Origin of the sequence: Streptomyces sp. NPDC088197 (genome assembly GCF_044741185.1) — a bacterium.
Taxonomy (GTDB): Bacteria; Actinomycetota; Actinomycetes; order Streptomycetales; family Streptomycetaceae; genus Actinacidiphila.
On the sequence record NZ_JBIUSD010000009.1, the window covers coordinates 40,767 to 58,856 of the forward strand.

Sequence of the window (18,090 nt, forward strand, 5' to 3'; positions counted from 1 at the left end):
AGCGGGTCCGCCGCCGGGGGGCCGGTCCAGAGGTGCTAGAGGTTCTAGAGGCGCTAGAGGTTGTAGCCGCCCGAGACCTCGATGGTCTGGGCGGTGACCCAGCGGGACTCGGGGGAGGTGAGGGCGGCGATCATGGGGCCGATGTCGGCGGGTTCGCCGAGGCGGCCGAGCGCGGTCTTCGCGGCGAGGGCCGGGATGACCTCGGGGAACTGGGTGAAGGCGTCGTTGGCGATGCGGGTGCGGGTGGAGCCGGGGGAGACGGCGTTGACCCGGATGCCGCGCGGGCTGAATTCCTTGGCCATGTAGCGGGTCAGGACGTCGAGGCCGCCCTTCATCGAGGCGTAGACGGAGTAGCCGGGTTCGAGGCCGGCGGACGCGGTCGAGTTGCTGCTCGTGTTGACGATGGCGCCGCCGTCGGCCATCAGGGGGAGCAGCTTCTGCGTCAGGAAGTACGGACCCTTGAGCAGGACGCGCATGAGCCGGTCGAAGGTCTCCTCGGTGGTGTCCTCGATGAGCGAGGTGAGGGAGAGACCGGCGTTGTTGACCAGGTAGTCGAAGGTGTCGCGCTGCCAGGTGTCGTGCAGTACGGCGGCCACGGTGTCGCGGAAGGCGGCGAAGGTGCCGGCCTCGCCGACGTCCAGGGGCAGGGCGACGGCTGTGCCGCCCGCCTTCCCGATGGCGGCGACGGTCTCCCGGCCGCCGGCCGGGTTGTTGGCGTAGGTCAGGATGACGCCGGTTCCGCGTTTGGCGATCTCGATCGCGGCGCTCTGTCCGATGCCGGAGCTGGCCCCGGTGACGATGGCGACGTTCATGGTGGTCCTCCAGAAGGGGGTGGGCTTACGTGACCGGGTGGGCCTACGCGGCCGGATGGGGTTACGTGACCAGGCCGGATTACGCGGCCGGGCGGCATCACCCGGCCGGGCGGGCCTACGCGGACAGGGCGCGGGCGAGCCAGTCGGTGCGGGTCCTGCGGGCGGTGGCCGCGATACGGGCCTGCGGGTACAGCGCGTCGAAGCCGTGGAAGCCGCCCGCCCAGACGTGGAGCTCGGCCTGGCCGCCGGCCGCCCAGATCCGGGTGGCGTAGTCGGTGTCCTCGTCGCGGAAGACCTCGGCGGAACCGGTGTCGATGTAGGCGGTCGGCAGATTCGACAGGTCGTCGGCCAGGGCGGGCGATACGTACGCGGGTACGTCGTCGCCGACGAGGCCGCCGAGCAGGCAGCTCCAGCCGAACTCGTTCATCTCGCGGGTCCATACGCCGGGTTCGTTCGCGTACTGGCGGCTGGAGGCGGTGGTGTTGCGGTGGTCGAGCATGGGGCCGATCAGCACCTGGGCGGCGATGGCCGGGGCCTGCCGGTCGCGGGCCGCCAGCGCCACCCCGGCGGCGAGGCCGCCGCCCGCGCTGGCACCCGCGACGACGATACGGGCGGGGTCGATGCCCAGCTCGGCCGCGTGCTCGGCGACCCAGAGCAGCCCCTGGTAGCAGTCCTCAACGGGGATCGTGCCGCCGGACTCCGGCGCGAGCCGGTACTCGACGGTGACCACGACGGCGCCGCACGCGTCGAGCCACTCCAGCGGAATGTCTATCTGGGAGAAGCGGTCGCCCATGACCATCCCGCCGCCGTGCATCCAGTAGACGCAGGGCGCCGCGGTGGTACGGCCGCCGGTGGCCGCGGGGCTGAAGACCGACAGCGCGATCGGTTCGCCGTCCCGGCTCGGGACGGTCACCTCGCGGCGGTCGATCGCGCGCCCTTCCAGGAGCGGTTCGACGGGCGCCGAGGAGAAGGGGCGGACCTGCACGAGCGCCTCCGGGCTGAGCCCGGACATCAGCGGCAAGTCGGCGAGCAGGTCGTGCAGTTCGGGGTCGAGGCCGGGGCGGGGCGTGGTCATGGGCGGTGCCTTTCTCAAGAGGTGGAGAGGGTGGTGGTGGCGGACTGGCGCATCAGAAAGCGGGAGCCGGCGGATGAGCCGGTAAGCGGGAGCCGGCGGATGAGCCGGTAAGCGGGAGCCGGCGGATGGGAGGTCGGAGCAGGCGGATCAGAAAGCGGCCTTGCCCCGCACCGGCACGTAATCCGTGTAGTCGGACTCCTTGGCCAGCAGCGGGCCGATCCGCGCCACGATGGCCTGCGCGGCCTCGCCGGCGAAGGCGCGGTGGTGGTCCTCCTCGCTGGTCCAGCCCTCGGTGACGTGGACGACGTCCGGGTCGGAGGCGGAGCGGGAGACGAGGTAGACGACGCAGTGCTCGCTCGCGCCGGGGCTGCCCTCGTCCAGACCGGTCAGCAGTAGCTCGACGAGTTGGTCGCTCATTCCGGCCTTGGCGGTCAGCGTGGCGTTGAAGCCGTAGTTCGCGTTCATGGAATCCTTCTTCTCTCCGTTGGAGTGCGGTGATTCCATTGAACTGCTCTTACCTGCGGAAATGTTAGAACGTTCCTCGCTCGTACTTGCACGATCCTCGCGGCCACGGGAGCCAGGGCGCGGTGGGGTGGTGCAATGGACGTATGACCCGTGAAGAACACCTGGACGAGCTGCGCGGCCTGCTGGCACGGCACGCGCCGCGCTCCGGCTGGACCACCGCCATCGACGGCGTCCTCGTCTCGAAGGTCGACCGCCCCGACCCGCCCGCCCCCTCGATGTCCGGCACGGTCCTGGCGGTCATCGCCCAGGGCGCCAAACGCCTGGCCCTGGGGGAGCGGGTCTTCGAGTACGGGGCCGGGCAGTACCTGATCGCGTCCGTGGATCTGCCGGTCACGGGACAGTTCCTCCAAGCCGACGCCGAGGAACCGGCGTTGGGGTTCGGCCTGGTCCTCGAACCGTCCGCCGTCGCCGAACTGCTGCTCCAGGCCGGGCCCGGCAACTCCCCCCGCACCGGGGGCGGTACGCCGTCGGGCATCGTCGTCAGCGACGCGCCGCCCGCGCTGCTCGACGCGGTCGTCCGGCTGCTGCGCCTGCTCGACGAGCCGCACGACCGGGCCGTCCTCGCGCCCCTCGTCAAGCGCGAGATCCTGTGGCGGCTGATCACCGGCGAACAGGGCGCGGCGGTACGGCAGTTCGGCCTGGCCGACAGCAGCCTCAGCCATGTCTCGCGCGCCGTGCGCTGGATTCGCGAGCACTACGCGCAGCCCTTCCGCGTCGAGGACGTGGCGCGGCAGTCCGGTATGAGCGTGTCCGCCTTCTACCGCAACTTCCAGGCGGTGACCGCGATGAGCCCGATCCAGTTCCAGAAGCAGATCCGGCTCCAGGAGGCCCGGCTGCTGCTCACCACCCATCCGGGCGACGTCACGGGGGTCGGGCAGCGCGTCGGCTACGACAACCCCTCGCAGTTCAGCCGCGAGTACCGGCGCCAGTTCGGCGCGCCCCCCAGCCGGGACGCCGCCCGCCTGCGCCGGACCGTCCGCACCGTCCGCACCCCGGCGGGCGTCCTCCCCTGACCGGGGAAGCCGCCGAGCCGGGGCGCGGCGGGATGACCCCCGGGTGAGGGCGCTCACCCCAACGGCGTGGGTCAGGGCGCCTGTTGGACCCAGGGCAGCGTGAAGGCGGCGAAGACGATGCCGCCCGTGTCGCCGATTTCGTAGAGGTCGGCGATCGAGCCGCCCTGGAGGACGGCCAGGGTGGAGTAACCGGCGGCCTTGGACTTGATGAGCGCCTGGTGGGGCCAGGTGGCGCCGTCGTCCTGGCTGACGCGGACGGTCAGTTCGGAACGGGCGGTGGAGGCGTTGTTGCTGAGGAACGCGACCGAGGTGGTCGTGGGGGCTCCGTTCGCGCCGAGTTGGGAGGGCTGGAGGTAGGAGATCTCGTCGGCGTTGCAACCGGGGTCGACCAGGCCGGAGTTCCAGGCCGGGCCGAACGCGCTGGCGACGTCGGTCGCTCCGGCCGGGGAGGCGTCACCCGCGGTGGCGTACCAGCGGTTGCCGCCCGCGTTGGAGCGGAGGTTCTGGACGACCTTGCCGTTGCCGCGCTGGACGACCTTGCTCTCGTTGACGCCGGTCGCCGCCGCCGGTCCCGCGTGCCAGGTGGCGCCGTGGTCGTCGGAGTAGATGTCGCCCGCGTGGTCCACGCCGTTCTCGCGGTACACGATGGGCTGCACCAGCCGCCCGCTGGCCAGTTGGGTGCCGTGGCCCGAGGAGGCGAAGAGCCCGGCCCAACCGGTGCTCTTGACCTGGGGGTTGAGGTCGACGGGGGCGCTCCAGGTGGCGCCGTTGTCGGTCGAGGCGATGTAGCGGATGTGCATCGCGGTCGTGTCGGTCGCGGAGTTGGAGCCGGCCGCGGAACCGTAGTAGCCGATGCCGGGCGCCGGCGAGTAGTTGATGAAGGCGAACACCTTGCCGTTCGCGCCGACGGACCGGTCGACGAGCAGGCTGCTGTCCCCGTATCCCTCGTGCGTGGTGGGCGCGTGGGCGACGACGGCGGGCGCGGTCCAGGTGGCGCCGCCGTCGGAGCTGCGGCGCAGGGCGACTTGGATGTTGTTGCTCGCGCCGCCGAGGTCGGCGCTGCTGTCGACCCGCGCGTCGGCCATGGCGATGACGGTGCCGCTCCTGGTGACGGCCATGGCCGGGATGCGTACGGAGGCGGCGGTGCCGGTGTACGTCTCGTACGTGCTGCCGTCCGCCGAGAGCCGGTTGAGGCCGCTGATGGGCGTGGCCGGGCTGAACAGCGTCTGGGCGTTCAACCCCGGTGTGCCGGAGGCCAGTCCGCAGGTGGCGGTGCCGGATTCGGTACGGCTGTAGCCGGTCGGCGTGGTCGTGGTGAACGTGTACGGCGTGCCGTTGGCGACAGTCCAGTACAGCGAGTCGTCCGAGGCTCCGGCGGCGACGGTCCTGGTCCAGGGGGAGCCGCCGCGGCCGGGCCAGGCGACGGTGAAGGTCTGCTGGACGGGGGAGCGGTTGACCAGCGTCACGCGCAGGGCGTGAGTGGCGGGCGGTGAACCGTCGGCGGCGCGCGGGCAGTCCATGCCGACCTGGGAGCCCAGGGCTCCGTCGCAGTTCAGCGTGCCGGACAGGGTGGTGTCCAGGCCCTGGGGCGTGGTGACGCGGAAGGAGTACGCCGTGCCGCTCGCCTTGGTGAAGAACAGGTCCGAGCGGTCGCCCGCCGCGACGGCCGGCGTCCAGGTGCCGTTCCCCGGCCACGTCACGGTGAAGGTGGTGCTCGCGGCGGTCGGATTGCCGAGGGCGACCCGTATACGGCTGCTGACGCAGTCCTGGCTGACGACGGCGGTCTGGGCGCCCGGGGTGGCCGGGTACCCGGGCGTCGCCGTGGCCAGCGGTGCGGCCGCCGCCGCGACGACGACCGTCAGGGGGAGCAGCGTCCGGCGGACCGCCCGCGCCGCTCCCCTCCGGGCCGATCCCCTCCGGGTCGAACCCCTCCGCGCTGATCGGGCGTACGGAGACACGGGCGGCACGACCGGTACGGACGGCACGGATGCCACGGACGGCACGGGTGCCACGGACGGTACGGGCACATCGGGGGAGGCGGGCGGCAACGGCGGCGGCACAGGGGACTCCTCAGCTCGCGGCGGACACCGCGCTCGACAGGACGTACCTTAGGTATGACACCTGACGAACGACATCAGATGTCTGCTGTCGAGGGACCCTAGGGCCGGGGTCCGACCCCGTCAAGATCCGGAGCGCCGCCTCGGCGCGATGACCGCACGCTCCCGTGCCTCCGGCGTCCCCGCCTTCCCCTCCGCCGCCGCCCGCGCCTCGGCGATCCGCCGCCGGACCGGCGCGTAGTGGTCGGAGACGGCCGCGGCGAAGGCCGCCGCGTCCCGGTCGCGCGCGGCCTCCACGATCCGGTGGTGGTGGTGGACGGTCTCCACCTCCTCCGCCCTGCTGATCCCGGTGAGCTGCGGGGCCACGACGATGTAGACGTCCCAGAACGCCGCCGAGAGCTGGCCGATCAGTTCGTTGCCGAGCGGTGCGACCAGAAGGGCGTGGAAGGCCCGGTCGGCCTCGACGAAACCGGTCCCGTCGCCGCTGCCGGACGCGTTCATGTCGTCCACCAGCGCGGCGAGGGCGTCCAGGTCGGCGGAGTCGAGCGCGGCCACGATGCGGTCGGCCATGCCGCGCTCGAACAACTCGCGCATGTCGGCCAGCTCCAGCATGAGCTGCATGTCGTCGTCGCGGTCGAGCATGCCACGGAACGTGAGGCTTTCCACGAGCGCGGACAGTCCGAGGCGGCCGACGTAGGTGCCGTGCCCCCGGCGCACCTCCACGATGTCGAGGACGTCGAGGGTCTTCACGGCCTCGCGGACGCTGGAGCGGCTGGCGTCCAGGGCCTCGCACAGCTCGTTCTCGGTGGGCAGGACGTCCCCCGGACGGAGCCCATTGTCCAGGATGTAACGTTTGATGCCCTCGCTGACCTCGTGCATCAGCAGGCGACGACCCCGTCCGTTGCCCGCATCGCGAGTTCCGTCCACCTCTTGACCCCTCTCGTTCCAACGACTACGGTCCAACCCTATCAGCCATCAGACATCTTATGTCTGATGTTGCACAGAGTGGTCGTCCCACCGGCATACTCTGGCCGCCCGCGCCCCACTCCCGCCCGCGGAACCGCCCTCCCGGCGTCCGCGGCGGCCCGGCCGGGCACACACCACCGGCCGGGCATACGACGGCCGCACCGCTGGCCGGGCATACGACGGCCGCACCACCGGCCGGGCACGCGACGGCCGGTCCGCAGTCCGCCGGGCCCCGCGACCGGCTTCCGCTTCGCCCGTCTCCACCGTCCACCTCATTCCTGCTCACCCCTGCCCGGAGGTTCCCCGTGTCTTCTCGACGGACACCCGCCAGAGTCGATCGCCGCGCATTCCTGCGGTACACCGGCGCGGTCGGCGCTGCCGCCGCCTTCACCGGCACCCTCGCCGCGTGCGGCGGACCCTCCTCGACCAACGCCCCCGACTCCGCGGCCAGCAAGGGGACCGGCGGCGGGACCGGCGGCGCCACCATCACGGCGGGGATCTCGTACGCCCTGTCCACCGGCTTCGACCCGATGACCTCCTCCGGCGCCACCCCGGTCGCGGCCAACTGGCACATCTTCGAGGGTCTGGTGGACCTCAACCCGGTCTCGCTCACCGCCCGCCCCGCCCTCGCCACGGCGCTGCCCGTCCAGGTCGGCCCGACGACGTACCGCGCCACCCTGCGCGACGGGGCCACCTTCCACGACGGCTCCCCGGTCACCGCCGATGACGTGGTCTTCAGCTTCGAGCGCATCCTCGACCCGAAGAACGCCTCCCTGATGGCGCAGTTCCTGCCCTTCCTGCGCTCCGCGCGGGCGGTGGACGCCCACACGGTCGAGTTCGCGCTGAAGTACCCCTTCGCGCTCTTCCCCTCCCGGATATCCGTCGTCAAGATCGTGCCGAAGAAGATCGTCCAGGCCGACGAGAAGGGCTTTGACGCGAAGCCGGTCGGCTCCGGACCGTACGCGCTGGTGTCGGCCACCCGCGAGGACAAAATCGTCTTCAAGAAGTACGCGCGGTACAACGGGCGCTACCCGGCCAAGGCCGAGGCGATGACCTGGAATCTGCTCTCGGACGCCTCCGCGCGGGTCAGCGCCGTGCAGTCCGGCCGGGTCGCGGCCATCGAGGACGTGCCGTACATCGACATGGCCGGCCTCAAGCGCAAGGTCACCGTCGAGTCGGCCGCGTCCTTCGGCAACCTCTTCCTGATGTTCAACTGCGCGAAGAAGCCGTTCGACGACCAGCGGGTGCGCCAGGCCCTGCACTACGCGCTGGACACCGACAAGATCATCGCCACCGCCATGTCGGGCCAGGCCACCCCGGCCAGCGGCTACCTCCAGCCCAGCCACCCCGACTACGTCAAGGCCGCCACGGTCTACGGCCACGACCCCGCCAAGGCCAAGGCGCTGCTCCAGGCCGCGGGCGTCAGCGACCTGAAGGTGACCGTCCTGACCACCGACACCTCCTGGGTGCAGGACATCGCCCCGCTGGTCAAGGAGAGCTGGGACGCCGTCGGCGTCAGGACCACGCTCAGCATCGGCCAGTCCTCCGCCCAGTACGCGAAGATCGACACCGGCGACTTCGACCTCCTCGTCGCCCCGGGCGACCCCTCGGTGTTCGGCAACGACGTCGACCTGCTGATGCGCTGGTTCTACGTCGGGACCTGGCCCGAGACCCGCTACCGCTGGTCGGGCACCGCCCAGGGCAAGCAGGTCGTCTCGCTGCTCGACCAGGCCGCCCGCACCACCGACGACGCGACCCGTACGAAGCTGTGGTCCCAGGTCACCGACATCGTCGCCGAGCAGGCGCCGCTCTACCCGATCCTGCACCGCAAGCTCCCGACCGCGTGGGACGGGCACGCGCTGGCCGGCTTCAGCCCCGTGCCCACCACCGGTCTGTCGTTCCTCGGCGTGTCCCCGGCGTGAGCCGCCAGGACCGGGGCCCGCGCGCCCGGTGCGTGAGCGCCTCGTACCTCCCGCGTACGAGCCGCCCGCGCTCCCCGCGCGGGTCCCGGACCCGCCAGTCGTCCAGGACCTACTGCTAGGAACGCCCGATGTTCGCTTTCCTTCGGCTCGCGCTGCGCCGCGTGGCGATCATGCCGGTGATGATCCTCGGCATCACCTTGCTGGTCTTCGTCGTGCTCCAGTTCTCTCCCGTGGACCCCGCCTACAACGCCCTGGGGGAGAACTCGACGGCCGCCGCCCGCGCGGCGTTCGCGCACGCCAACGGGCTCGACGACCCGCTGCCCGTCCGCTACGCGCACTTCCTGAACCAGTTGCTGCACGGCGATCTCGGCGTGACCGTGCCGCCGAGCCAGCCGGTGGTCGACCGGATCACCGTCGCCTTCCCGCTCACCTTGCAACTGACGCTGCTGGGGCTGCTGATCGCGATCGTGCTCGCCGTCGCGCTCGGCGTGGTCGGCGCGGTGTACCGGGACCGCTGGCCCGACCACGTCTTCCGCGTGGTGTCGATGGCCGGTGTCGCGGTGCCCTCCTTCTGGCTGGGCGTGCTGCTGATCCAGCGGTTCGCCCTGGACAGTTCGCTCTTCCCGACCGGCGGATACGTCAACCCCGGTGACTCCTTCACCGGTTGGCTGCGCTGCATGACGCTCCCGGCGGTCTCGCTCGCGGTCCCGGTCGCGGCCTCGCTCGCCCGGCTCATCCGCACCTCGATGGTCACCGAACTCGACCGCGACTACGTCCGCACGGCCACCGGCAACGGCCTGCCACGGCTGCTGGTCATCCGGTCCGTGCTGCGCAACGCGCTGGTCACCCCGCTCACCGTGCTGGGCGTCAAGGTCGGTTACCTGCTCAGCGGCGCCGTCGTCATCGAGACGATCTTCGACCTTCCCGGCATGGGCAAGCTCATCCTGGAGGGCGTCACCGGCGGCGATGTGGCCCTGGTGCAGGGGACCGTCCTGATGATCGCGCTCGCCTTCCTGGTCGTCAACGTCGTCGTCGACCTGCTCTATCTGCTGGTCAACCCGCGCATCAGGACGGTGTGAGATGTTCCTGTTCACTGGCCCCCAACGCGTCGTCGCCAAGCTGTCGCGTCCCGGCATCCGTTTCCGCGCGCTGCCGCTCGCCGCACGGATCTCGCTCGTCGTCCTGGCCGTCGTGGTCCTGGCCGCGGTGTGCGCGCCGCTGGTCGCGGACAATCCGCTGACCACCGGCATACCCGTCCAACCCCCCGGCTCCCGGCACTGGTTCGGCACCGACCGGATCGGCCGGGACATCTTCGCCCGGGTCGTCTACGGCGCCCGCTACTCGCTGGTGATCGGCCTCGGCTCCACGGCCGTCGCCGTCGTCGTCGGCGCGGTCCTCGGTTCGCTCGCGGCCACCTCGCCCAAGTGGGGCGACGAGTCGGTGATGCGGGTGCTGGACGTCGTCATGTCCTTCCCGCCGATCGCGCTCGCCGCCGTCCTGGTCACCGTCTTCGGCTCCAGCGTGCCCGTCCTGATCTTCACCATCGCCGCGGTGTACGTCCCCTCGCTCGCCCGCGTCGTACGGGCCAACGTCCTCGCGCAGTACGGCGAGGACTACGTCGCCGCGGAGAAGGTCATCGGCGCCCGTCGCGCCTACATCGTGCTGCGGCACGTGGCCGTCAACTGCGCCGCGCCCGTCATGGTCTTCGCCACCGTGCTGGTCGCCGAGGCGATCATCTTCGAGGCGAGCCTGTCCTTCATCGGCGCCGGGGTGAAGGACCCCGAGCCGAGCTGGGGCAACGTGCTCTCGTACGGGCGGCAGATCCTGCTGTCCGGCGGCTGGTGGGCCACCCTCTTCCCCGGCCTGGTGCTGCTCGTCACCGTCCTGGCCCTGAACATCCTGTCCGAGGGACTGACCGACGCCTCGGCGGCGCCGGGAGCGGCGGCCGGAGCGGCGCCGGAGGCCGTACCCGCGGCGGCGGCCGTATCGGGGGCGGCCGTACCCGCGGCCGCGGCCGGAGTCGCCCCCGCGGCCACCGCCTCCGGTACGGATCGCCCGGCCGGTGACACCGCGCCCCAGGACACGCCGCTTCCCCGCCGGACGCGGGCGCACGACGACGAACGGGCCGCCGCCGTACAGCGCAGCCTCGTCCTGCTCGCCGAACGCATGACGCGGAATCCGCCGCCGCTCGCGGCGGTGCCCGCCACCGCCGCGGAACTGCTCTCCATCCGGGACCTGTCGATCCGCTTCCCCGACCGCTACGGCGACGTGCCGGTGGTCGACGGCATCTCGCTCACCGTCAGGGAGGGCGAGACCCTCGGTCTGGTCGGGGAGTCCGGCTGCGGCAAGAGCATCACGAGCCTGGCCGTCATGGGCCTGCTGGCCCGCAACGCGCGGGTGAGCGGTGCCATCGACTACCGCGGCGAGGACCTGCTCGGCATGTCGCCCCGCCGCCGCAGGGTGCTGGCGGGGCCCGAGATCGCCATGGTCTACCAGGACGCGATGTCGTCGCTGAACCCGTCGGTCCTCATCGGCCGCCAGCTCAAGCAGCTCACCTCGCGCGGCGGCACGCAGAGCCCGGCGGAACTGCTCGAACTCGTCGGCCTCTCCCCGGAACGCACGCTGCGCAGCTACCCGCACGAGCTGTCCGGCGGCCAGCGGCAGCGCGTACTGATCGCCATGGCGCTGTCCCGCAGCCCCCGGCTGCTCATCGCCGACGAACCCACCACCGCGCTCGACGTCACCGTCCAGGCGCAGGTCGTCGAACTCCTCACCCGGCTGCGCGACGAACTGGGATTCGCGATGATCCTGGTCTCGCACGACCTCGCGCTGGTCAGCGGGCTCGCCCACCGGGTGGCGGTGATGTACGCGGGGCAGGTCGCCGAGACCGGCGACACCCGGGCGCTGCTGTCCGACCCCGCCCACCACTACACGCGCGGCCTGCTCGGCTCGGTCACCTCGCTGGAGGCGGGCGCCGAGCGGCTGCACCAGATCAGCGGCGTGGTGCCCGCGCCGCGCCAGTTCGGCGCCGGATGCCGCTTCGCCTCCCGGTGCGGCGCGGCCACCGAGGTGTGCGGGACCCGCGCCCCCGAGCTGACGGGGCGGCCGGCCCCGGCGACGGACCCGCGCGCCGCAACCGCCGTGTCCCCCCTGCCCGCCGCGGCGCACGGCGTCGCCTGCCACCACGCGGCCGAACCCGTACTGCTGCAAAGGAGCGGACGATGATCCGCGTCGAAGAGGTCCACGTCAGGCACCGGGCGCGCGGCGGCGGCCTGTTCCGGCACGACGCCGTGCACGCGCTGACCGGGGCGTCGCTGACGGTGGAGCGCGGTGAGATCGTCGGCCTGGTCGGTGAGTCCGGCTGCGGCAAGTCGACGCTGGCGCGGGTGCTGACCGGTCTGCAACGGCCGACCGAGGGCCGGGTCATGTTCCGCGGCGAGGATCTGTGGGAGCTGCCGGCGGCCAGGCGCCGCCAGGAGTTCGGCGCGTCGGTCGGCGTGGTCTTCCAGGACCCGTCCACCGCCCTCAACCCGCGGATGCCGGTCGGCCGCATCCTGCGCGACCCGCTGGACGTGCACCGGCGCGGCACCCCGCGCGCCCGCGAACAGCGGGTGACGGAACTGCTGGAGCTGGTGGGCCTGCCCGGGCACACCCGGCAGGCGCTGCCGGGACAGCTCTCCGGCGGGCAGCGCCAGCGGGTCGCCATCGCCAGGGCGCTCGCGCTGGAACCCGAGCTGATCGTCGCCGACGAACCGACCAGCGCCCTCGATGTCTCGGTCCGCGCGCAGGTGCTCAACCTGCTGATGGACCTGCGGTCCCGGCTCGGCCTCGGCATGGTCTTCATCTCGCACGACATCCAGACGGTGCGCCACCTGTCGGACCGGCTCGCGGTCCTCTACCTCGGGCGGATCGTGGAGGAGGGCCCGGCCGCCCAGGTGTCGGCCGCGCCCGCCCACCCGTACACCCAGGCGCTGTTCTCCGCCACACCGAGCCTGCTGGGGACCACCGAGCGGATCGTGCTCAACGGCCCCGTGCCGTCGGCCACCCACCCGCCCTCCGGCTGTCCGTTCCGCACCCGGTGCTGGAAGGCGGACGACACCTGCGCGACCGCCTTCCCCGCCGCCACGCGGGACGGCGACCACCAATGGCACTGCGTACACCCCAGGACCACCGCGGCGGCGACCGCCGCGCACCACGGCACAAGGAGCACTTCGTGATTGCCCGTACACCCCGGTTCTCCGGCGTCGTCCCGCCCGTCGTCACCCCGCTGACCGACGACGGCGCGGTGGACGTCGCGTCGCTGGAGCGCGTGGTCGGCCACCTCATCGGCGGCGGTGTCGACGGCCTGTTCGCGCTGGGGAGTTCTGGCGAGGTCGCCTATCTCACCGACGAGCAGCAGGAGACGGTGCTCGACGTGGTGGTGAAGACCGCGGGCGGCCAGGTGCCGGTGCTGGCGGGCGCCATCGAGACCACCACCAACAAGGTGCTGGAGCGCGCCCGTACCGCCGTCGCGCGCGGCGCCAGCGCGGTCGTCACGACCGCCCCCTTCTACACCCGCACCCATCCCACCGAGATCGACCGGCACTTCCGGACGGTCGCGGCCTCGATCGACGTGCCGGTACTCGCCTACGACATCCCGGTCTGCGTCCACAGCAAGCTCTCCCGGCAGCTGGTCGGCGCACTTGCCGCCGACGGGGTGCTGGCCGGGGTCAAGGACTCCAGCGGCGACGACGTGACATTCCGTCAACTCATTCTCGACACCAGGGACGTGCCGGACTTCGCGCTGCTCACCGGGCACGAGGTCGTCGTGGACGCGATGCTGCTCGGCGGTGCGCACGGCTCGGTCCCCGGCCTCGGCAACGTCGACCCGCACGGCTACCGGCGGCTGCACGACGCCGCGGCGCGCGGCGACTGGACGGCGGCCCGCGCCGAACAGGACCGGCTGGCCCGGCTCTTCGACATCGTCGCCGTCGCCGACCCGGCCACCGCGTCCGGTACGGCGTCCGGCCTCGGCGCGTTCAAGACCGCGCTGACGCTGCTCGGCGTCATCGCCCGCAACACCGTCAGCCCGCCGATGCGCCCGCTCACCGACGCCGAGACCGGCCGTATCGGCGCGATCCTGGAGCAGGCGGGCCTGCGATGACGCTGCTCGCCGGAGTCGACATCGGCGGGACCAAGACGGCGGCCGCCCTGGTCACCCCCGAGGGCGTGCTGCTCGACCGCGCCACCCTGCCCACCCCGGCGCGGCAGGGCCCGGCCGCCGTGCTGGACACCGCGGCCCGCGCGGTGACCCTGCTCGGCAGGCCCGTGGACGCCGTCGGCGTCGGCAGCGCGGGCGTCATCGACCCCGGTACCGGCCGGGTACGGTCGGCCACGTCCGCGCTCCCCGGCTGGGGCGGCACCGACCTGCGCGGGCTGCTCGCCGCCCGGCTCGGCCTGCCGGTCGGCGTCGACAACGACGTCAACGCCCATGCGCTCGGCGAGTATTGGCGCGGCGCCGCCGCCGGGCACGCCTGCGTGCTGCTCCTCACGGTCGGCACCGGCGTCGGCGGCTGCGTCCTGATCGACGGACGCGTCCACCACGGCGCCGGTGGCGCGGCGGGCGAGGCCGGTCACCTGCCGGTGCCCGCCGCGGCCGGGCTGCCCTGCCCCTGCGGGGGCGTCGGACACGTGGAGGCCGCGGCGTCCGGACCGGCGATGACGGCGGCCTACCGCGAACTGGCGGGCGCGCGGCCCGGACACGGGACGGGCGCCGCGCCCGCGACCCTTCGCCTTGTCAACTCCCGCGCGCAGGACGGCGATCCGACGGCGCTGACCGTCCTGCGCGCAGGCGCCACCGCGCTCGGCGAAGCCGTCGGCGGCCTCGTCAACGTCCTGGCCCCCGACCTCGTCCTCCTCGGCGGCGGGGTGAGCCGCTGCGGACCCGTCTGGTGGGACACCCTGCGGACGACCGTCGCCTCCCACCTGGTCCCGGCCGTCGCCGGGACCCCGCTGCGGGCGGGCTCGCTCGGCGACGACGCCGCGCTGTACGGGGCCGCGCTCCTGGGACGGGAGGCGCTGGCGTGAACGGCCGTGAAGGTCAACCGACTTCGGGCGGTCGGCCCACGTCGGCCGCCGACCCCGGCAGTGTCCTGGAACGGCTGCGCGGCCGGCTCGTCGTCTCGTGCCAGGCGTATCCGGGGGAGCCGCTGCGCGACCCGCTGATCATGCGTCAGATGGCGCTCGCCGTCCGGGAAGGCGGCGCGGCCGGTATCCGGGCGCAGGGCCTCGACGACCTGCGCGCGATCCGCGCGGTCACCGACGTCCCCCTCATCGGCCTCTGGAAGGACGGCACTTCGGGCGTCTACATCACCCCGACCGAGCGGCACGCCCTCGCTGTCGCCGCGACCGGCGCGGACATCGTCGCGGTCGACGCCACCTTCCGCCCGCGCCCCGGCGGCGAGACCCTGGAACGTACCGTCACGGCCGTGCACCGCGCGGGCCGCCTGCTCATGGCCGACGTCTCCAGCTACGAGGAGGGCGTCGCGGCGGCGGACCTCGGCGCGGACCTGGTCGGCACCACGCTGTCCGGCTATACGGGCAGCGGCCCGCACCCGGACGGTCCCGACCTCGCCCTGGTCGCCCGCCTCAGCGCGGACCTGTCGGTCCCCGTCGTCGCCGAGGGCCGTGTCCACACCCCCGCCCAGGCCCGGTCGGCCCTCGCCGCGGGAGCCTTCACGGTCGTGGTCGGCACCGCGATCACCCACCCGACGACGCTGACCCGGTGGTTCGCCGAAGGGCTCGGAGCACAGCGGCAGTTGGGGTGAAGGCCCTCCGCCGCGACGGCCGGGCCGGGTGCCTGGAACGGGTACGAGTTCAGCGCCAGCGTCGCCGTGTCCGGCTTGTCGGGGCTGGTGAACGCGGAGACATCGGCGATGTTCGCCGCCGGGTCGGCCGCGACGGACGGGGAGTCGATGTGAGCGGGACGGTGCGGCCGGACGGTTCAGCGGGCGGCGCGCGCGGGGCGGGGAAGGCGTTCGTACACCGTCAACCGCCGTCCGTGGACGCGGACATCGGCCACCGGGGTGAAGTACGTCAGCAGGACCCGCATCTTCATCCGGTCCTGCGCCGCGGTCAGGGGGCGGGCGATCCAGGGGACGTCGGTGACCAGCAGGATGCGGTCCCGCGCGAGCATCGCCGTACGGATGCGGGCCGGGGCAGCCTCCAGGCCCTTCAGCGTTCCGGAGCGCTCCGGGGTCTCGGTCAGCGCTATGTCGTGCAGGCCGGAGAAGGCGCCGGGGGAGACGGATTCCGTGTCGCGGCGGGCGGAGGGGATGAAGAGGACGGCGTTGCCGGGGCGCTTGAGCCGCTGGACGTCGGAGGCCACGGCCATGACGTCGTCGACCCGGCTCTTCGGCGAGCGCTCGGCGAGCGACTGCGGGATCAGCGCCACCGTCGCGAGGGCGACCGCCACGGGGACGATCCACGCGGACGTGCGCGGGAAACGGGGCCGGGCGGCGCGCACCGCGGCGCCGATCGCCGCGCCGATGAGCAGCGCGAGGCCCAGCATGCTGAAGAGCACATAGCGGTCGAGGAACAGCGGCTGGAACAACGACACGCAGACCAGGCCGAGTTGCGGCACCGCGAGCAACGGCAGCCCCACGGCGGCGGCGGACAGCCGGTCCGTACGGGGCCCGTCCGTACGAGGCGCGTGCGCATGAGGCCCGTCCGTACGAGGCGCGCCGGATCGAGGCGCGCCGGTACGAGGCGCGCCGGTACGAGGCGCGTCCGTACGAGGCGCGTCGGACCGGGGTGGGGCGATACGAGGCGCGCCGGTACGAGGTGGGGCGATACGTAAGACGTCCGTACAGGCGCGGCCCGCGATAGGGCGGCCGGACACCGCCGCGCAGACGCCGCCGATCAGCACCAGCACCCCGGGCCCGATCAGCATGTGCCAGGTCAGCGGCGGAATCCAGGACACCTGCGCCGACTGGCCCCGGCTGAAGAGGGCCAGCGGAGTGACGGCCAGGACGGCGACGGCGGAGGCGGCCGTCCAGGCGGCCCACGTACGGCGGTCGGCGGCCCGGGACCAGAGCAGTGTGGCCAGGTGCGCGGGGAGGATCAGGAGCGAGAACCAGTTCAGCAGCCCGCAGACGAGGACGGCGCCGCCGTATCCCGCCCAGCGCCACGCGCGGCGGCGCGGTCCGGTGTCCTCCTGGAGCGCGGCGACCAGCAGCAGGGTCGACACCCCGGCCCCGGCGGCGACCAGCGCGTACGGCCGCCCCTCCTGGAGGTAGAACTGCACGGCGGGCAGCAGCCCGAAGGCCAGCCCGCCCGCGAGGCCCGCGGCGAGACCGGCCAGCCGCCGCCCGATGAGCGCGACGCAGGTGGCCGCCACCGCGCCGGCCAGCACCGAAGGCAGCCGCAGCGTGGTCGTGTGGGGTCCGAACACGCTGAACAGGGCGTGCATCAGCAGGTAGTAGAGACCGTGCACGACGTCCACGTGGTGCAGCATGCGCAGGATCTCGGGGGTCGACCGCCCGGCCACCTGCCAGGTGGCCGCCTCGTCACGCCAGACGGTGTGCTGCCGGGAGAGTCCCCAGAGGCCGAGGGCGAGAGTCCACAGCGGCGGAATCAGCCAGATCAGCATCGCCCGACTCGGTAAAGATGCCCGAGAGGCCGTGATGGTTGCTTTGAATCCCGAACGGCTTTGTATCGAGCGGGATTTGCTGTCGGTGGACGTCAAAGAGGCACCCGAGGCAGTTTGTTGAATTGTGAACCGCCTGGAGGAAGCGTGATCGACACCCACTGATGGCGGTGACACGCATCCTACTCCGGCGCGCGCGAAGGACTTTCGGAACGTCATTTCTCCGCGCGCGCACCGCTCGAAATGGCCGTCGGCACGGTGGCCGGAACGTTGTTCGGCGCCGTGTTCGGCGCGTTGTTCGGTACGTTGTTCGGCGCGGCGGTCGATGCGGCGGTCGATGCGGGCGCGGGTGCGGCCTGCCGGGGGGATGCCGGTGCCGCCCCTGCCCCTGGTGCGGCCCCTGCCCCCGGTGCGGCCCCCGCGCCCCTCCCCACCGCGAACACGTTGTCGCAGCGGTCCCGCACGCCCGCGTCGTGCGTGGCGATCACCACCGCGCACCCCGACCGGCTCAGCTCCCGCAGAATGTCCACCACCACGGCCGAGTTGGCGTCGTCGAGCGCGCCCGTCGGCTCGTCCGCCAGCACCAGCGCCGAGCGCTGGACGAGCACGCGCGCCAGCGCGACCCGCTGCTGCTCACCGCCGCTGAGGTGATGGACCGTCTCCTTGCCGCGCCCCGCGAGGCCGACCCGCTCCAGGGCCTCGGCGATCGCGGGCCCTGCCTTGCCGCGCAGCAACGGCCGCGGCCTGGCCGCGACTTCGAGATTCTGCTCGACGGTCTCGCTCTCGATGAGCGCGTAGTGCTGGAAGAGATATCCAAGGGTGTCACGGCGGAATTGCCGGATGTCGCGGCGGCCGAACCGCGTGATGTCCTTCCCCTCGTACCGGATGGCACCGGACGTCGGGCGGTCGAGCAGTCCGAGGCAGTTGAGGAGGGTCGACTTTCCCGATCCGCTGGGACCGACGAGAGCCAGCATCTCGCCGCGCTCCACGGTGAGGTTGACGTTGTCCCACAACGTGCGGGAACCATAGGACTTCGAAAGACTCTCGATCTCGATCAGCTTCGTCATGACAGGCACACTCCTGCTCGGTGGAGG

Annotated in this window: 15 protein-coding genes and 1 pseudogene; 8 read left to right on the forward strand and 8 right to left on the reverse strand. The window is 72.6% G+C overall.

Translation table 11 applies throughout. The annotated features are described in order from the left end of the window. Positions 1–53: 53 nt before the first annotated feature. The 3 genes from ACIOC1_RS22005 to ACIOC1_RS22015 all read right to left on the reverse strand — a co-directional run bounded on the left by ACIOC1_RS22005 (position 54) and on the right by ACIOC1_RS22015 (position 2,352). Complete coding sequence (locus ACIOC1_RS22005; protein ID WP_401856124.1) at positions 54–812, reverse strand: SDR family NAD(P)-dependent oxidoreductase; 759 nt, start codon at positions 810–812, stop codon at positions 54–56. A gap of 115 nt (positions 813–927) precedes the next feature. Then, positions 928–1,887, reverse strand: a complete 960-nt coding sequence (locus ACIOC1_RS22010) for an alpha/beta hydrolase (protein WP_401856125.1) — start codon at positions 1,885–1,887, stop codon at positions 928–930. 147 nt (positions 1,888–2,034) lie between these two features. Then, on the reverse strand, positions 2,035–2,352 hold the full coding sequence (locus ACIOC1_RS22015) for a putative quinol monooxygenase (protein WP_401856126.1): 318 nt from the start codon (positions 2,350–2,352) through the stop codon (positions 2,035–2,037). Positions 2,353–2,495: 143 nt separating this feature from the next. Between ACIOC1_RS22015 and ACIOC1_RS22020 the strand changes: the two genes are divergently transcribed. Then, on the forward strand, positions 2,496–3,425 hold the full coding sequence (locus ACIOC1_RS22020; protein WP_401309761.1) for an AraC family transcriptional regulator N-terminal domain-containing protein: 930 nt from the start codon (positions 2,496–2,498) through the stop codon (positions 3,423–3,425). 71 nt (positions 3,426–3,496) lie between these two features. On the opposite strand, the gene ACIOC1_RS22025 is transcribed toward ACIOC1_RS22020, so the two are convergent. Together ACIOC1_RS22025 and ACIOC1_RS22030 are read right to left on the reverse strand one after the other, a co-directional pair. After that, positions 3,497–5,485 carry an exo-alpha-sialidase gene (locus ACIOC1_RS22025; RefSeq protein ID WP_401856127.1) on the reverse strand — a complete coding sequence of 663 codons (1,989 nt, stop codon included), beginning with the start codon at positions 5,483–5,485 and terminating at the stop codon, positions 3,497–3,499. 120 nt (positions 5,486–5,605) lie between these two features. After that, a complete protein-coding gene (locus ACIOC1_RS22030) occupies positions 5,606–6,361 on the reverse strand; it encodes an FCD domain-containing protein (protein ID WP_355336437.1) in 756 nt (251 codons plus the stop codon). 392 nt (positions 6,362–6,753) lie between these two features. Between ACIOC1_RS22030 and ACIOC1_RS22035 the strand changes: the two genes are divergently transcribed. From ACIOC1_RS22035 to ACIOC1_RS22065, 7 genes are all read left to right on the forward strand, one after another. Beyond that, positions 6,754–8,370, forward strand: a complete 1,617-nt coding sequence (locus ACIOC1_RS22035; protein WP_401716763.1) for an ABC transporter substrate-binding protein — start codon at positions 6,754–6,756, stop codon at positions 8,368–8,370. Positions 8,371–8,498: 128 nt separating this feature from the next. Then, positions 8,499–9,449 carry an ABC transporter permease gene (locus ACIOC1_RS22040; RefSeq protein WP_355336316.1) on the forward strand — a complete coding sequence of 317 codons (951 nt, stop codon included), beginning with the start codon at positions 8,499–8,501 and terminating at the stop codon, positions 9,447–9,449. Position 9,450: 1 nt separating this feature from the next. Next, complete coding sequence (locus tag ACIOC1_RS22045) at positions 9,451–11,595, forward strand: dipeptide/oligopeptide/nickel ABC transporter permease/ATP-binding protein (RefSeq protein WP_401856128.1); 2,145 nt, start codon at positions 9,451–9,453, stop codon at positions 11,593–11,595. Further along, entirely contained in the window at positions 11,592–12,587 is a 996-nt protein-coding gene (locus tag ACIOC1_RS22050; RefSeq protein ID WP_355336320.1) for an ABC transporter ATP-binding protein, read from the forward strand. The genes ACIOC1_RS22045 and ACIOC1_RS22050 overlap by 4 nt, the downstream gene beginning before the upstream one ends. After that, the gene (locus ACIOC1_RS22055; RefSeq protein WP_401716757.1) at positions 12,584–13,513 is read left to right on the forward strand and encodes a dihydrodipicolinate synthase family protein; all 930 of its coding nucleotides are present in this window, start codon (positions 12,584–12,586) and stop codon (positions 13,511–13,513) included. Before ACIOC1_RS22050 ends, ACIOC1_RS22055 begins: the two co-directional genes overlap by 4 nt. Beyond that, complete coding sequence (locus tag ACIOC1_RS22060) at positions 13,510–14,436, forward strand: ROK family protein (protein WP_401856129.1); 927 nt, start codon at positions 13,510–13,512, stop codon at positions 14,434–14,436. The genes ACIOC1_RS22055 and ACIOC1_RS22060 overlap by 4 nt, the downstream gene beginning before the upstream one ends. Then, entirely contained in the window at positions 14,433–15,176 is a 744-nt protein-coding gene (locus ACIOC1_RS22065; RefSeq protein ID WP_401856130.1) for an N-acetylmannosamine-6-phosphate 2-epimerase, read from the forward strand. The genes ACIOC1_RS22060 and ACIOC1_RS22065 overlap by 4 nt, the downstream gene beginning before the upstream one ends. Positions 15,177–15,214: 38 nt before the next feature. On the opposite strand, the pseudogene ACIOC1_RS22070 reads toward ACIOC1_RS22065, so the two are convergent. The 3 genes and pseudogenes from ACIOC1_RS22070 to ACIOC1_RS22080 all read right to left on the reverse strand — a co-directional run. Next, positions 15,215–15,325 (reverse strand): annotated as a pseudogene (locus ACIOC1_RS22070) (hypothetical protein); the annotation flags it as partial. A gap of 27 nt (positions 15,326–15,352) precedes the next feature. Further along, positions 15,353–16,999 (reverse strand): hypothetical protein, encoded by a 1,647-nt coding sequence (locus ACIOC1_RS22075; RefSeq protein WP_401856131.1) that lies wholly within the window; start codon positions 16,997–16,999, stop codon positions 15,353–15,355. A 212-nt stretch (positions 17,000–17,211) separates the two neighbouring features. Then, positions 17,212–18,063: an ABC transporter ATP-binding protein gene (locus tag ACIOC1_RS22080; protein WP_401856132.1), complete on the reverse strand. Its 852-nt coding sequence runs from the start codon at positions 18,061–18,063 to the stop codon at positions 17,212–17,214. Between the last annotated feature and the right edge of the window lie 27 nt (positions 18,064–18,090).

Coding starts and splice junctions, on each gene's coding strand:
- ACIOC1_RS22005 (WP_401856124.1), bottom strand. CDS start 812: ATGAACGTCGCCATCGTCACCGGGGCCAGCTCCGGCATCGGACAGAGC.
- ACIOC1_RS22010 (WP_401856125.1), bottom strand. CDS start 1,887: ATGACCACGCCCCGCCCCGGCCTCGACCCCGAACTGCACGACCTGCTC.
- ACIOC1_RS22015 (WP_401856126.1), bottom strand. CDS start 2,352: ATGAACGCGAACTACGGCTTCAACGCCACGCTGACCGCCAAGGCCGGA.
- ACIOC1_RS22020 (WP_401309761.1), top strand. CDS start 2,496: ATGACCCGTGAAGAACACCTGGACGAGCTGCGCGGCCTGCTGGCACGG.
- ACIOC1_RS22030 (WP_355336437.1), bottom strand. CDS start 6,361: ATGCACGAGGTCAGCGAGGGCATCAAACGTTACATCCTGGACAATGGG.
- ACIOC1_RS22040 (WP_355336316.1), top strand. CDS start 8,499: ATGTTCGCTTTCCTTCGGCTCGCGCTGCGCCGCGTGGCGATCATGCCG.
- ACIOC1_RS22045 (WP_401856128.1), top strand. CDS start 9,451: ATGTTCCTGTTCACTGGCCCCCAACGCGTCGTCGCCAAGCTGTCGCGT.
- ACIOC1_RS22050 (WP_355336320.1), top strand. CDS start 11,592: ATGATCCGCGTCGAAGAGGTCCACGTCAGGCACCGGGCGCGCGGCGGC.
- ACIOC1_RS22060 (WP_401856129.1), top strand. CDS start 13,510: ATGACGCTGCTCGCCGGAGTCGACATCGGCGGGACCAAGACGGCGGCC.
- ACIOC1_RS22075 (WP_401856131.1), bottom strand. CDS start 16,999: ATGCTGATCTGGCTGATTCCGCCGCTGTGGACTCTCGCCCTCGGCCTC.
- ACIOC1_RS22080 (WP_401856132.1), bottom strand. CDS start 18,063: ATGACGAAGCTGATCGAGATCGAGAGTCTTTCGAAGTCCTATGGTTCC.